This window comes from Phycisphaerales bacterium (assembly GCA_016699835.1).
Taxonomy (GTDB): Bacteria; Planctomycetota; Phycisphaerae; order Phycisphaerales; family UBA1924.
Map to the genome: position 1 here is coordinate 1,160,045 of CP064987.1, position 14,829 is coordinate 1,174,873.

13 protein-coding genes are annotated in these 14,829 nt (G+C 66.0%); 7 read left to right on the forward strand and 6 right to left on the reverse strand.

The features are described 5' to 3' along the window. Positions 1-24: 24 nt before the first annotated feature. On the forward strand, positions 25-576 hold the full coding sequence (locus tag IPK69_04835) for a DinB family protein (GenBank protein ID QQS09950.1): 552 nt from the start codon (positions 25-27) through the stop codon (positions 574-576). 143 nt (positions 577-719) lie between these two features. Here the strand turns inward: IPK69_04835 and IPK69_04840 are convergent, their stop codons facing one another. After that, positions 720-1,415 (reverse strand): MBL fold metallo-hydrolase, encoded by a 696-nt coding sequence (locus IPK69_04840; protein ID QQS10423.1) that lies wholly within the window; start codon positions 1,413-1,415, stop codon positions 720-722. A gap of 117 nt (positions 1,416-1,532) precedes the next feature. On the opposite strand from IPK69_04840, the gene IPK69_04845 reads away from it, so the two are divergent. The 3 genes from IPK69_04845 (at position 1,533) to cyoE (ending at position 4,261) form a co-directional block, all read left to right on the forward strand. After that, positions 1,533-1,898, forward strand: a complete 366-nt coding sequence (locus IPK69_04845; GenBank protein ID QQS09951.1) for a cupin domain-containing protein — start codon at positions 1,533-1,535, stop codon at positions 1,896-1,898. Positions 1,899-2,005: 107 nt separating this feature from the next. Continuing rightward, the gene (locus IPK69_04850) at positions 2,006-2,998 is read left to right on the forward strand and encodes a hypothetical protein (protein QQS09952.1); all 993 of its coding nucleotides are present in this window, start codon (positions 2,006-2,008) and stop codon (positions 2,996-2,998) included. A gap of 216 nt (positions 2,999-3,214) precedes the next feature. Continuing rightward, positions 3,215-4,261 carry a protoheme IX farnesyltransferase gene (cyoE, locus tag IPK69_04855; protein QQS09953.1) on the forward strand — a complete coding sequence of 349 codons (1,047 nt, stop codon included), beginning with the start codon at positions 3,215-3,217 and terminating at the stop codon, positions 4,259-4,261. Positions 4,262-4,749: 488 nt separating this feature from the next. Here cyoE and IPK69_04860 read toward each other — a convergent pair whose 3' ends face one another. The 3 genes from IPK69_04860 to tilS all read right to left on the reverse strand — a co-directional run bounded on the left by IPK69_04860 (position 4,750) and on the right by tilS (position 8,207). Continuing rightward, positions 4,750-5,607: a hypothetical protein gene (locus IPK69_04860; protein QQS09954.1), complete on the reverse strand. Its 858-nt coding sequence runs from the start codon at positions 5,605-5,607 to the stop codon at positions 4,750-4,752. Between the two features lie 92 nt (positions 5,608-5,699). Continuing rightward, positions 5,700-7,070 carry an aminopeptidase P family protein gene (locus tag IPK69_04865; GenBank protein QQS09955.1) on the reverse strand — a complete coding sequence of 457 codons (1,371 nt, stop codon included), beginning with the start codon at positions 7,068-7,070 and terminating at the stop codon, positions 5,700-5,702. Positions 7,071-7,154: 84 nt separating this feature from the next. Further along, positions 7,155-8,207 (reverse strand): tRNA lysidine(34) synthetase TilS, encoded by a 1,053-nt coding sequence (tilS, locus tag IPK69_04870; protein QQS09956.1) that lies wholly within the window; start codon positions 8,205-8,207, stop codon positions 7,155-7,157. A 274-nt stretch (positions 8,208-8,481) separates the two neighbouring features. On the opposite strand from tilS, the gene IPK69_04875 reads away from it, so the two are divergent. Next, entirely contained in the window at positions 8,482-9,189 is a 708-nt protein-coding gene (locus tag IPK69_04875; protein QQS09957.1) for a hypothetical protein, read from the forward strand. Positions 9,190-9,210: 21 nt separating this feature from the next. Here IPK69_04875 and speB read toward each other — a convergent pair whose 3' ends face one another. After that, entirely contained in the window at positions 9,211-10,281 is a 1,071-nt protein-coding gene (speB, locus tag IPK69_04880; GenBank protein ID QQS09958.1) for an agmatinase, read from the reverse strand. Here speB and IPK69_04885 point away from each other — a divergent pair. Beyond that, entirely contained in the window at positions 10,280-11,008 is a 729-nt protein-coding gene (locus IPK69_04885) for an RlmE family RNA methyltransferase (protein QQS09959.1), read from the forward strand. The genes speB and IPK69_04885 overlap by 2 nt on opposite strands. Beyond that, the gene (locus tag IPK69_04890) at positions 11,005-13,008 is read left to right on the forward strand and encodes a BatA and WFA domain-containing protein (protein QQS09960.1); all 2,004 of its coding nucleotides are present in this window, start codon (positions 11,005-11,007) and stop codon (positions 13,006-13,008) included. The genes IPK69_04885 and IPK69_04890 overlap by 4 nt, the downstream gene beginning before the upstream one ends. Here the strand turns inward: IPK69_04890 and IPK69_04895 are convergent. Further along, positions 13,005-14,822, reverse strand: coding sequence for a hypothetical protein (locus tag IPK69_04895; GenBank protein ID QQS09961.1), 1,818 nt, complete (start codon positions 14,820-14,822; stop codon positions 13,005-13,007). The genes IPK69_04890 and IPK69_04895 overlap by 4 nt on opposite strands. Between the last annotated feature and the right edge of the window lie 7 nt (positions 14,823-14,829).

Below are 14,829 nucleotides of genomic sequence, written 5' to 3' on the forward strand. Positions count from 1 at the left end.
CACACAAAAACACGGAACTGACTCATGGGCCAGATCGCCGAACTCACGCTTCCCGCCGCCAATCGTGTCCGCGACAACGCCGTCGCGCTTTGTCATGGAGTCGATCCGAAAGTCGCAGCGCACCGCCCCACCTTCGAGCATGATGGGAAGCCAGTCACGATCGAGACTAACCACCCCGTCTTCATCCTCGGGCACTTGGCGATCTATCCGCCGATGATGCTCACGCTCCTTGGGCGGGACGCTTCGAGAGTCCAAGTCCCCGAGTCCTACACCACGCTCTTCGGACGCGGGGTGGAGAGCCACGACGCCCGGCACATGCCCGAGGGTCTCGCGTATCCGTCGTTCGACGAGGTGCGTGACGCGTTCATCGCCGGGCACGACGCCGTCGTCGCCGCGATCCCGACCATCGACGACGCACTGCTGCTCTCCAACACGCCCAAGGACTCGCGCTACGCCGAGCGTTTCCCAAAACTCGGCCAGGTCTTCCAGTTCTTCATGCTCACCCACCCCATGCTCCACCTCGGGCAGTTCAGCACCTGGCGCCGCTGCATGGGCCTGGGTCCGTCGGTGCCCTGAGTCGGGTGGCACTCCTCCAGGTGGCACCACTCTCCAGAGTGGTGATGAGTTCTCTCGCCTTCAGTTCTTCATCTACTACACCTCGTGGGGCAGGCGGCCCGCCTGCCTCTACCTCGTCTACACACTCTGCGCGTAGAGCAAGATCATCCTCTCACAAACGGATTCGACCGCTTCTCACGCCCGATCGTCGAGGTCGGCCCGTGCCCGGGAAAGATCACCGTCTCCTCGGGAAGCGTGTACAACTTCTCACAGATCGACCGCTCGAGCGTCTCGAAGTCGCTCCCGGGGAAATCTGTTCTCCCGATCGATCCGGCAAAGAGCGCATCGCCGACGAGCGCGACGCCGCCGCCCTCAACGACCAGCGTGATCCCCCCCGGCGAGTGCCCCGGCGTGTGCCGGACTTCAAACTTCACGGCACGCTCGCCCGATCCCCCCGAGTGCGATACATCAAAGATCTCGACGATCTCGCCATCCTTCAGCAGCCGATCCGCGGGCGGTGCCGTCACCGGGAAGCCGCCGAGCATGCTGAGATTGAGTTGCGGGTTCGTCAGCCACTCGCGCTCGGCCTCATGGATCATGATCGGCGCCTCGGGAAACGCGCTCTTGATCGCGCCCACGCCCGCGATGTGGTCCATGTGCGCGTGCGTCAGGATGATCGCCGTCACGCGTGCCCCGCGTGATCGGATCGCCTTGAGCATCCGCTCGGCCCCCATCCCGGCATCCACGACCACGCACTCGCGCTCGCCTTCGGGACGGTCACGTTCGCCCGCCCCCCCCGCCGGCCACACGACCATGCAGTTGGTCTCGAACGGCCCGAGCGTATAGACCTCGATCTCCACCGGCCCATGGCGATGGACCGGCGAGTTTCCCGTGTTTTCTGGGGGGTTGGACATGGGCGATACTATTCGTGACGCCACGCGTGCAAGGACCACGCGGCATCCACAGGAATCACCACCATGCTCATCCGCAACATCAACGACGTCCCCATGGCCCCCGTCACCATGCCCGGCGTGAACGGCGCGACCATGGCCATCATGGTCGGACGCGAGGACGGCGCCCCCAACTTCGCCCTCCGCCAGTTCAAGGTCGAGCCCAGGGGCAACACCCCCCGCCACAGCCACGACTACGAACACGAGGTCTTCATCGTCGACGGCGGCGGCACGGTGCTTCTTGAAGGGGCCGAACGCCCCGTCAAGTCGGGCGATGTCGTCTATGTCCCCGCCGACCAGGAGCACCAGTTCAAGGCCGGCGAGAAGGGCCTGCGATTCCTCTGCCTCGTCCCGGTTCACCGCAACTGCGGCGACCCCACGCCCGGAAGTTGAGGAGGGGAAATCGACCTCGTCTCGTGTCACAGGCGTCCCGCCTGTGACTTCCTTCTCCTACATCACTTCCCATTCCCTCCCATGATCCATGCGAGAGTCCTGATCTCATGCCCGAACCCTCCGATCCACCACGCCCGCTGACTTCTCGCCCCTCCACCGGCGACGGCCTTCCCTTCGCCCTGATTCTCACCAGCCTCTATCTCGCCCTGGCCGTCCTCTCCGCGTTCCTTCTCCCCGCCGACCCATCGTGGGTTCGGCCCCTCGTGGCGATCCTGCTCCTCGCCCTCGCGCCTATCGCCTTTATGCTCACGCTCCTTGCCGCACGCCTCAAAGGCACGGGCGCCATGCTGGCCCGCCTGAACGAACTGCGGTCCACCACGCTCGACCTCGCCGATCGTGCCGCGCTCAGCGACACCGCCCGCCGCGCCCTCTCGCGTCATGCCGAGCGCGACATTCTCGTCGAAGCGATCGAGGCCGACCTCGAGGCCCGGGACTGGGAATCCGCCCTCGCCCAGATCGCCGTGCTCGGCGACACGCTCGGGGCGCGCTCCCTCGCCGAGACCTATCGCCAGCGGATCAATGACGCGCGCTCGGGCGCGGTGGACGCCGCCCTCGATGCCGAACTCGCCGAGTTCGAGCGTCGGCTCTCGCTCCGCCACTGGCAGGCCGCCCACGAGCGTGCGGCACGCCTCGCGCGGCTCTACCCCGATTCGCCGCGTGTCGTCGGGCTCATGGAGCGCCTGACGCGCGCGCAAACGCTGTACAAGGTCGATGTCGAGCGCCGGTTCCTCATCGCCTCGCGTGAGGACCGGCCCGACGAGGCCCTGGAACTCCTGAAGGAACTCGACCAGTACCTGACCGAGGTCGAGGCCGAGCCGTATCGCGAACTGGCGCGGGGGATCATCTCCAAGGCCCGCGAGCATCTTGGGGCGGACTTCAAACTCGCGGTCCAGGACCGCCAATGGGACCGGGCCGTCGTGCTGGGCGAGCGGATCATCGCGGAGTTCCCCAACAGCCGCATGGCCGCCGAGGTCCGCGAGATGATCGACCAACTCCGCACCCGCCGGGCCGGCCAGTCTCAGCCCTCTTTCAACCAGTAGACCTGACTCCCGCCGCTCCCACCGCAGCCGCCCTCTGGATTCGATACCCAAATCCCCCTCTGTCTCCCTCTGTGTACCCTCCGTCTTCCTCCGCGTTCGCCTTGCCTCCCCTTCCCCCCTGGCGAGCGGAACCCGCTTAGTATTTCGCCCACACCGGAATCTGTTCGCGTTCCCCGAACGCTCGTCCCCGCCACCTTTCCGAGCGAATCACACGCCGTGTCCAAGGTCATGACGACCAACTCCGATCTCCGCCCGACCACCCGCGCTGTCGCGGTGTCGCGGCCGCATGGTCGTGCCGTGGCCTCGACGGGCCTCGTTGGGGTGCTCATCGAGTCCACCAAGCCGCGGATCGTGCGACTCGTGGTCATCACGGCCTCGGTCGGACTTGGGCTCTCGGCCCTGACGCACGGCTTCCGCGATTCCGGGCTTCCCGGGGCCTCACTCGGATGGACGGATCCCTCCGGTCTCGGCCTTGTCCGCCTGATCCTGATCACCATGATCGGGACGGCTCTCAGTGCCGCGGGGGCGAACTCGATCAACCAGTGGATGGAGCGGCACCGCGACGCCCTCATGCCGCGGACCAGGCGTCGCCCGCTCCCGACGGGGCGTGCCGAGCCGCTGCAGGTCCTCGCGTTCGGCGTCATCCTCAGCGTGCTGGGCGTGATGACGCTGCTGCTCCTCTCGACGCCGCTGCCGGCGCTCCTGAGCGCGACGTGCATCCTTGTCTATGTCCTGCTCTACACGCCGCTCAAGCCCGTGACGCCGTGGGCGACGCTCATCGGCACGATCCCCGGCGCTCTGCCGCCGCTGATCGGGTGGACAGCCGCATCGAACTCCCCCGGCCTTTCTGCCCTGTGGGAGTCCGGCGGGCTCTCGCTCTTTCTCCTCATGACCGCGTGGCAGATGCCGCACTTCATGGCCATCGGCTGGATGTACAAGGACGATTACGCGATGGGCGGGTACAGGATCCTCCCCGTCGTCGATGAGACGGGACGCAGGACGGCCCGCTCGATCGCGCTGTGGACGCTCGCCCTCTTCGCGCTCTCCTTGCTTCCGGCGTGGATGATGCCGCGCTGGGTCGGCCTGCCCTACGTCGTCGTCGCCTCGGCGGCGGGGGGCGTCTTTGTGGCCCTGGCCCTGCGGCTCATCAAGGAGCGCACCCGCGAGAACGCCCGGGCGGTCTTCTTCGCCTCGATCGCCCACCTCCCGCTCATCCTCCTCGCGATGGTCGGCGAGGCCCTGGTGCGGGCGATCCTGCGCTAGCCCCCCTCCCACGCCCTCCCCCCCACGTCCCCCCCGATTATCTCGCGGGAATCGCCGCATTCCCGAACCAGTTCCTGACAAATCACCCCTCGCGGAGGAGTTTCTTCGCTGCAGGAATCATTCCTGCAGCGACAAGAACGATTTCTGTCGGTACAGAAACGACATTTGTCATTGAAGAAATGATTTCTGGTGGTGCAAAGACGATTTCTGGGGGACGAGAAATCATTTCTCGGGGACCAAAAACGATTTCTCGGGGACGAAAAATCATTTCTCGTGGTGCAAAAACGATTTTTCGAGGACTAAAAGTCGTTCCTCGAGGACCACGAACGACTCGATGCGGGCCACAGCCGATCGCCCGAGGCCTCCAAATGCCTACTCCACGACGCGCAAGAATGGCCTAAGGGCCTGGGTCTGTACCATGTCTCGTCGTCCCCACCACTGAAGTCCGGAGGAGCAGAACTTCGTCGCCACGCACAACGGCCTTCCGCTCATTGTCTTCTCGCAATCAGGTCTCGCATCTGCTCTGATTTGTGGGAGTAATGACGCCGATTTCGGAAGGCCACTTGCGCAAGATGCTTCTGTCGCACTAATGGGTCCAGGTTTCCATCAACGATGTTTGTAGACTCGTAGAACGTGACCCATTCCAAGCCATCAAGCTTCTCCAGTGGCATCAGAGAGTCGATTTCCCCATCGTTGTTGAGGAGTAGCTTTTTCAACCGTGGCAGCTCGCCAACTTCTTTAATCGAGGTGATGGCTCGGCACGTGTGAACCTCCAACTCTTCCAGGTCTTTCAGCTCCTCAATGCCCGCGAGAGAGGTCAGCCGTCTCAAGTTGCCGAGTCGCAACGACCTGAGTCTCTTCAGGGTGTTCAACCCATGCAGTTTCTTTACCGGCGCATTCAAGATGGTCAGCGATTCCAGATTCACCAGTTTTCCAAACAATTCGGTGTCTTTGCCATTGTAGCGATTGACGAAGAGGTCTTTGAGTGTCACGCATCCAAACAGCGATTTTGCCTTGGGACGCCACTCCAGTCCACAGTCTTCAAGCTCTGGGAACGCAGAGAAATCGATCTCGGTCGAGCAATAGGTCGTCACACCAAGATTTCGCAGTTTGTGCAGATCGTGAATCGGTCCCACGTTGCGGATATTGAGGTCGAGAATATCAAATGACTTCAACCACGGCAGCGATGCCAAGAACGAAAGATCCTGACCCCTCCAGCCCTTTGCTTGATTCAGTTCAAGCTCGACGACGTCATTGCTTGCCAGGTACTCGATCATCACGTCTGACCACTCGGACTTGAGAATGGCACGACGACCGTATTTTCCCGTCTCCAGAACGATGGTCATACAGGACATCCTAAGAAATCACAGGTGCCGGGTGCCGTGGGACGGGCGCTTCGCCCGCCCCACGATTGAGCGCGCTGCCCGAGACCCACTACCTAACGGCGTTTCACGCCCGAACCTCCGGCTCGTTCACTTCTCGCGCCCGCCCCCGCCCGCCCCCCCACGAGCGCCTCGATCTCCCTGACCCCCTTGGGGATCGCCGCCGAGAGGTTGGTGGAGCCCTTGGGCGTCACGAGGATGTCGTCCTCGATCCGCACGCCGATCCGTTCGCTGGGGATGTACAGGCCCGGCTCGATGGTGACGACCATGCCCGTCTGCAGGGGGAGGTCGGGGTTGGCGTCGTGGACCTCGAGGCCCAGGTGGTGCCCGATGCCGTGGATGTAATAGTCCTCGACACCCCCTCCCCCGGCCTTCTTGAAGACCTTGCGTGCCGCGGCGTCGACCTCGTGGATCCGCACGCCCGGGCGGATCGCGTCGATCGCGGCCTGCTGGGCGTCGAGGACGAGTTCATAGATCTCGCGCTGGCGGGGCGTGAACGTGCCGCCGACGGGGTACGTCCGCGTGATGTCGGCGCAGTAGCGGTCCACCTTGGCCCCCGCGTCGACAACCAAGACCTCGCCGTCGTAGACCGTCTGGTCGTTGGCGTTGTAGTGGAGCACGGTGGAGTTGAGCCCGGCGCCGACGATCGGGTTGTAGGCGTTGCCGTTCCATTGGCAGCCGTGCTCCATCGCCCACGCCTCGCACGCGCCCTCGAAGGCGCGCTGGAGGTTCCGCTCGTTGGTCTTCGGCTTGAGGGCGCCGGTGAGGGCGAGGAGGCCCGCCGCCGTCGCGTCGATGGCGCGTTGCATCGCGGCGAGTTCGGCCTTGGACTTGATCGACCGCAGCGTGGGGAGGAGGTCGGTCTTGTCCTCGACGCCGCACCCCGGCACGCGCTCCATCACCTTGCGGAAGACCGCGAGGTCCGCCGAGACGGGTGCGTCGTAGACGCTGAAAGGGTGGAGGCAGGCGAACTTCTTTCGTTTCCGCGCGATGGCGGTGAGAAGGCGCGCGAGGGCCGTCGTCCGCATGATCGTGTCGATCTTGAGTTTCGATTTGAGTTCGCCGCCGATCGGCTCGCGGTAGCCGTCCCAAGCCTCCATCTCCGGGTTTGCGGGGCGGAGGAGGAGCGTGACGCGTTTGGCGGAATCCTCGGCCTCGGGGTCGAGCAGGAGCACAGCCCCCGGCTCATCGATGAGGCCCGTGAGATACTCGAAACTCGCGTCGGGCTGGAACGTGCCGTGGAGGCCGGCCCCGCCTCCGTCGGGCGAGGCGAAGATGAGGCCGATGGATGATTTCAGTTCACGCAGGACGCGCTCGCGGCGCTGCGCGAACTCGTCGGCGGAGATCGCGGGCGGCGAGACACGCGTGGACGCGGCCGCGGCGTTGGACGTTGAGGGCGACGATTCCTGGCGACGACGGCTGGGCATAAGGAAAACTCCGAGGTTGATCCAAAGACGCTCGAGAGAGGCACGCGACCGATGGCACGATCCGGGTCGCGGGCACCGCGAACCTCACGGTAGCGGAGGAGTCGCCGCGACGCGTGTCAGCACGGCGTCACGGGCCGTGACGCGGAGTTCGACCCCGGCCAATCGCATCCGGCGCGGGCGGTGCTCGTCGTCCAGGATCAGAGTGGCGGCCTTGTTGAGCGTCCGGGCGGAGAGCCGGCTGGCCCGGTGGCAATCGAGCAGGTCCATTGCCGCCATCTTGATAACGCCCGAGAGGACGCCCGGCGGTTGCGAGCGGAGATCCGCCCGTGGCCAGCGGATGGATGCTTCCACCCCCCCACTCCCGCCCACGCGCACGCCACGTTCGACGATCGAGGCACACTCGTCGTCGAGCAATCTCCCTGCCGCACGAAGGGCCGCCGATGACGCCGCGAGGTGCTCGAGGGGCGCACGATTGCTTCCGCGTTGCGATTCTCCGATCACTCGAAGGATCGGCACCACGCGATGGCGGATCGCGGCCCGAAGGCGCGAGGTGTCCGCGTTGGTCCGGTCGATCGCCCACGCGACGCCGGACATGGCACACAGCGCCTCGGCATTCGCCCGCGTGATCCCCAGCATGGGACGGATGAGCGTGATGTCTTGAATCTCGGATTGTTTTAAGGCTTTGGTCTTCTCGCTCGAGATCGCCCGTCGCTCGTGAAGCCCCGCAAGGCCGGTTGCGCCCGCGCCGCGCAGGAGGCGCATGAGGATCGTCTCCATCTGGTCGTCCGCGTGGTGGGCGGTCGCGACGAAGAGGCAGCGCTGCTCTCGCGCCATGGCCTCGAGCGCCCTGTAGCGTGCCCGGCGCGCGTTCGCCTCGGCGTTGCCCTTCATCGCTCGCACGTGGACGTGGCGCTCGACGAACTCAAGATCAAGTGATTCGGCAAGTTGCCGCGCGATGTCGCGATCGGCGAACGACTCGTGCGCCTCGCGGAGGTCGTGCACCACATGCCCCACCACGATCCTCGCACGTTTCGCCCTTGTGGCGAGCGCGAGAGCGAGCGCACACGAGTCGGCCCCACCCGAGCAGGCCACCAGCGTCGGGCGCTCCGCGTCGCGGACGGCACGTCCACCGGTCAAGCGTCGCCAGGATGAAATGATGGCGCGGAAGGTCGCGGTGACGTCGCGGGAGGGCCGCTCGACCTCCCCATTCGCCTGAGTTTGTCGCGTTCCTGGTGGATTCGGCACGCGAAGCCCATGCGACGATCCCCCTCCCGCGGGATGGCCTCTGATCGAAGTGTTCAAGTGTCTCGGCACGCAGGAATCATAGAGAAGGCTCAACACGCGCCGAAACGGCCGGCTTGGGGCGCAGGAAATGCAGAGTTTGCGCGGCGTTGGCCGATGGTGCTGGATCATGACGCTGTCGGTCCATCCTGTGCTCGCCGAGGCGACGCCCCTGCCCGGCGTCCTTGCGCTCGAGGCCGACGTGCGCGGCTGGGTGGTGATGGGGATCCTGCTCATCGGGCTCGGAGTTGTCGTGTATGCGGCATGGCTGGCACGGCGAGCGCTCGCCACCCAGCAGTCAACTCGACCAACACCAACCGAGCGCGACGTCGAGTCGCTGGCTCAGGCGATCGCGAAACTCCACGAGGTGGCGCAGGTGCAGGCGCGCGAGATCGTCTCGCTCAAGAGCACGCTCGCGCGAATGGAACGCGAGAACGCGGCCGCGAGCGCCATCGCCCGCGCGACGGAAATGGCAGCCAGCGAACGGGACCGGCACGACGATCGCCGATACGACGATCGCCACGATCACCGCACACCCACCGGCATGGCCGAGATAAAACCGATGCCGCGTGCTGATGAGCAGGTTGGGGATCTTTACGGCGATCGTGCTCAGAATCGAGGCGAGCGTGAGTTGCAGGATCGGCTCGCGATGTCCGAGCCGATGCGGCGCGAGCAGCCCCCAGTAGCAACCACGCCCCCGATCGATCCGCTGCACCGCACGATCCACACGCTCAGCGACGAGGGGCTCTCGCCCGCCGAGATCGCGACGCGGGTCGAGCGGCCGGTGGGGCAAGTTGAACTGATCCTCGCGCTGCGGCGGGTCCTCTCGCCGGCGTGAAGCGGGCGCTGAATCGTCGGCTCATCGACGAGCCGCGTCGAGGGCGAGGATCTCGAACACGATGTGGGCCGCGAGAAAGGCCGTGATCCCTGCGGGATCGCGATCGGGGAGAACCTCGACGACATCGGCGCCGACTACGTCGATACCCTTGAGGGATCGCAGGAGTTCGAGTGCCTCGGTGGAACTCAGGCCGCCGACGTTGGGCGTGCCCGTGCCCGGCGCGAAGGCGGGATCGATCGCATCGATATCGAAGGTGAGATACGCCGGCCGTGAGCCAATCTCGCGGACTTTCGTGGCGAGGGAGCGCTTCCCGGCATCGGTCGCGACCTCCTCGCGAGTGAGGATCGTCACGCCATGGTCGCGGGCGAACTCGAGATCCGTCGGCGTGTTGAGCGGCCCGCGCACGCCGATGGAGACCATGGCCATCGGGTCAATCAGTTTCTCCTCGATCGCGCGCCGGAAGGGCGAAGCGTGCCCCCAGGACTCGCCCCAGACGTTGTCCACCGTGTCGAGATGGGCGTCGAAGTGCACGAGCGCGAGGGGCTGACCGACGCCCGCGTGCGTCGCCTTGATGTTCGCGTAGGCGATGGAGTGGTCGCCGCCGACGGCGAGGAGTCGTGAGGGATTCCCGGTTCCCCCGTGCGACTTGGCCTCATTCGTCGCCCACGCCGCGATTCCCTCGAGCGTTTCTTTCAGGGCGTAGGGCTGAACCGGGGCGTCACCCGCGTCGGCGATCGAGAGTTTCTCGACAACGCTCACGCGGTGCGTCATGTGGTACGACTTCACGTATTGCGATGCATCGCGAATGGCACGCGGGGCGAAGCGCGCGCCCGGGCGGTAGGTCACGCCCGAATCGAACGGCACGCCATAGAGCAGCCAGTCGATGGGCCTGTGGGCGGCGTCCACATCCTCGGCCCGCGGATACCGGCAGAAGGTCGAGATCCCCGCGAACCGGGGCGTCTGACGCGGGTCGGGGAGGATGGTCCGGGGGCCCTTCGGACTGCTGCTGTTCGTCGGCATGAGCGAGGGTAGTCGCCACGCGGCCGCTCGTGCCCGGGACTCATCTCTCGCCGCTTCGTCGATATGCTTCATGCACGTGGCGCAGCGTCGAATTCTGCATGACGAGTACTTCAAGAAGGCCAAGGCCGAGGGGTATGTCGCGCGCTCGGCGTACAAACTGCTGGAGATCCAGGAACGCTGCAAGGTCATCCGCCCGGGCGACCGCGTGCTCGACCTCGGCTGCGCCCCGGGTTCGTGGCTGCAGGTCGTCGACAAGATCGCGTGCTCCACGGCAAGGAGCGGGCGAACGGGTGCCGCCGTGGGCATCGATCTCAGCGAGACGACCGCGCCCCTGGGTCAGCGTGTCGTGACGCTCCGGGGCGACGCGTTCACCACCCCCGTTGCGGAGTATGCCGAGGCGCTCGCGAGCATCACGGGGGCGAAGGAACCACTCGACGCCTCGGCCGGGCTGTTCCATGTGATCCTCAGCGACATGGCGCCGAGCACCAGCGGGCATGGGGACGATCTGCTGTCGGCTCGTCTCTGCCGGCGCGTGCTCGATGTCGCGATGGACGCGATCGTGCCCAACGGCAACCTCGTGATGAAGATCCTCGAGGGCGCGGAGTATCCGGAAGTCCTTCGCGAGTCCAAGGCGATGTTCCGCGACGCGAAGGGGTTCAAGCCCAAGTCCAGCAGGGATGTCTCGCGAGAGATGTTCATCATCGGGCTCGGGTTCAAGGCGGCGAGGAACCTCACGCACAAACCGCACCCCGGCGCGCGTCTCCCGGAGCCCCACGCTGACGGCGGAGGCGGCTCGTGACGTTTCTTAGCCCCGGGGCCGCGATTCTGGCCGCCGCGATCGCGGGGCCTCTCTTGCTCGCGATCTATGTCTTGAAACTCCGGCGTCGCCCGGTACGGGTCTCGAGCGTGGTCTTCTGGGATGAGGCGACACGCGACCTCGAGGCGAATGTGCCATTCCGACGCCTGCGGTCGAGTCTGCTGCTGATCATCCAGGCGCTCGTCCTCGCGTGCCTCGTGCTCGCTGCAGGCCGGCCGGTGATCGGATCGTCGAGTGGCGAGCGCCTCGTGCTCGTCATCGACGCCTCGGCCTCGATGAGCGCCCGTGACGGACCCAACGCGACGACACGACTCGATGAGGCGAAACGAGTCGCGTTGCGCGTCGCGAGATCAAACGCTGGTGGCATGCTCTCAAGGATCTCGGGCGGCGGCGGCTCGGTGTGCATCGTTCGGTTCGCTGCGGACGCGGAGGTGCTCCAGGCCTTTACCTCGTCAACCAATCTCCTTCGCACGTCAATCGATGGGATTGAATCGACCGATCAGGCCGGCGATCTCGCGAGCGCCCTCTCCCTCGCCCGATCTCTCGCGACGAGCGTCGGCCCGGGTTCCACCACTGGGGATATGGAGTCCGCGGGAGATATCGCTGCGGGAGCGCGGATCATCGTCATCACCGACGACGACGCTGCGATTCCCATGGATCCCGCGATCGAGGCTCTCTCGGTCGCTCCACCCGCGGCCGAGGCTCGTCCCACACCGCCGCCGGGCGTTGCGCCCCACAACACCGGGATTGTCGGGCTGTCGGCCGCACGCCGCGCAAATGACCCCACGAACGCGATTCTCTTCATCGACGTGCTGAGCACGGCGAGGGAGCCGCGAGTCGTCGAGTGCCTCGTGCTCGTGGACGGACGCGACGCCTCGTCGGCCTCGATCAAGATCCCAGCCGCCTCGGACAAACCCGCACGCTCGAGCGCCATGATCACGATCCCGCTTCCCCGGGGAGGTCTTGTCACGGCGCGCCTCGCCGAGCGGGATCTCCTGGAATCGGACAACGCCTCGTCGATCCTCGTCCGCGAGCCGCTCAGCCCCACGATCGCGGTCGTCCGGGTCGAATCAACGCAAACCGTCGGACTCGGTTGGGCTCTCCGCGATGTGCTCGAAGAACTTCGTCCCAAGCGACTCGACATCCTCTCGCCCACCAACTATCTCGAAGCCAGTACGAAGGGCGCGATCCACGCCGACCTCGTCGTCTTTGACGGGTGGACGCCACCAAGCCCGGCCCTGGGCGCCTCGCTGAGTTTCGGCTCAACCGGCGCGATCCCGGGCGTCATTGCCACGCCCCTTGACGCGCGCGCGACGCGGTCCGTCGTCCTGTGGGAACGCGACCACCCGGCCTTGCGCACACTCTCGCTCGATGGGATCATCGCCCGCATGGACACTCGATGGTCGCTCGACGCCTACGCCGCGCCGGAGTGGACGCTCCGTGACCTCGCCACAACCTCTGACGGCCCCATGATCATCGAGGGCGATCACGCGCGCGATCGTCACATCGCCTGCGTCTTCCGCCCGGAACTCTCCAACTGGCCCCTCCAGCCGGGATTCGCGCTCTTTGTGGCCTCTGCCGTGGAGTATCTCACGCTCGATCGACTGGGCGGGGTCTCGATGTCGTACACGACAAGCGACCTCATCCGCATCGATGCGGGCGAGGCGCCGATCACGATCGATGGACCGATTACGCGCACGATCGATGCCGGCGCGCCGATGCACGCCCAGCGCACGCTCGGCACGCTCCCCAAGGCCGGCGTCTACACCGCCACAACCGGGGGCAAGACCACGCTCATCCCCGTGAATCTCGAGAGCGCGGCCGAGTCTTCGATCCCGCTCACGTTTCGGGAACGAGCAGACAACCCACGACGAGCGAGTCGCTCCGAGGACGATCGGTCGTTCTGGCCATCGTTCGTGCTGCTGGCGCTCGCTCTGCTGGGTGTCGAGTGGCTCATCTACGCGAAGCGCACGCGCGTCTAGCGCTTGCCCGTGGTCCAGGCTCGCGTGTCGATCGCCGCGCGCCCCGGCTCGTGCTGCCAGGGGAGCATCGCGCGAGGCCACGACGTGCGACGCCCCGCGCTGTCCGATCGCACCACGCTCACCAGCAGCGTCCCATCCGACGCGATGCACTCCTTGGGCACGGGCAATCGGATCGACCACGTGCCCGATCCGCGTGATTCGGTGGCGACCGCCGACACCGACGAACGCACCGACGGCGTCTCGACGATGTCCGCGCGACGTGCCTCCTCGGCGATCTGCCCGGCTCGATTCACGCGGAGCACGCTCCGCGGATTGCCGTAGGGTCCAAAGTAGAATCGCACGGTGTCCTCGGTCGCCTCGGCGATGCCGCGAGAGGTGCCGTCGGTCTTGGCCTGATCGAAGGTGCAGGTCAGGACGATCTCAAACATCGGGCCAGTTTGATCGGGACCCTCGAAGGTACGCGCTTGGAGCATGCCCTTGGCCGACCAGGAGTCGGGAGCCACCGCCGTGCGACCATCCATCCAGTGGTCCATCGACAGGTCGCGGAGCATCGGGCCGATGGTCAGACCCGGCGGCGTCACGGGCGTCGCATCCCAGGCCACGGGCAACTCTTTGGACCAGGTGCCTAAGTGCGCCTGGGGCATGCGTGGGCCGACCGCTCCAACACCGGCAGGAGATCGCAATGGGATCTGCAGCGTCTTTCCCGGGTCGAGTGCCGTGAGCACGGGCTTCTCCTCGGTGCTCGCGCTCGACGTGGTCCACGCGAGCGTGGGGAGGGTCGCGAGGTTGGCAATGCCGATGGTGGCGACTCTACCCTCGGCGGTCGAGTCGGAAAGGCCCGCGTCATCCACGATCCACGCGACTGCCGGTGCTCTTTGATCCAGCCAGCGTTCGACGGACTGTGTGCGAGATCGCGGCGTCGCACGAGGATCGAGGATTGAAAAGAGCAGTTGATCGAGGGACGCGTGGTCGCTGGGCCACGCCGGGGCGATGACGCTGGTGCCAAAGTCCACGACCGAGGTCAGGGCCCGACGAAGACGCTCGCACAACCCCGAGTCGTCCTCCCAGACTCGTGCGAGGGCGACCGCCCAGCGGTCCTCGTTCTGGCGCGCGATCGCCTCCGCCACGCGCGACTCGAACGCCTTGGACGAGCCGACGCTCTGGTGCAACGGACGAAGACCGTCGGTCAGCATGCGATAGCGCCATCGCCCCAGAGGATTTCGAGACTCGGGCCAGGAGAGGGCCGCGAAGTTCTTGCTCGTCGCGAGGTCGAGCGACATCGTCGCCTCCCAGGGCCCTCCTGCGTCGAGGAGTTTGGGGTTCGAGCGTGCCGAGTCTTCGGCCGAGGTCAGCCAGTTCACGTCGATCTGCTTCGTGCGGAATCGAATCACGCTCCCGGGGCGCCCCTCGGGGACATCGATCACCAGGACGAGCCGCGATGCCGGCCCGGCACGGAATGTCGTGAGGTCCGTGCGCGTCAACGGGCGGTCCACCCAGATCCCCGGGAGCGGGAGCCATCGGTCCGCGTTGAGTTCGTCACTCCCCACAGGCGACGGGATGACGCGGAGTTCGTGCAGACGGACCGGGCACAAAGTGCCATCCTCGAAGACCGCCGCGACCACGCCCGAGGCCTCGACACGCAGATCGCTCAACCACTCGTCGCCGATAGGCACGACCTGCGTCCGCCCGGCGATCGCGTCGAGGCGCGGGCGGGCATCGCTGGGCGTGCGCCCCGGGCCGCTGGAGCATCCCGACGAATACGCAACGACGAGCGCGAGCAACACACCGATCAGATGTCGAAACACGTCACGCATGTCAGGC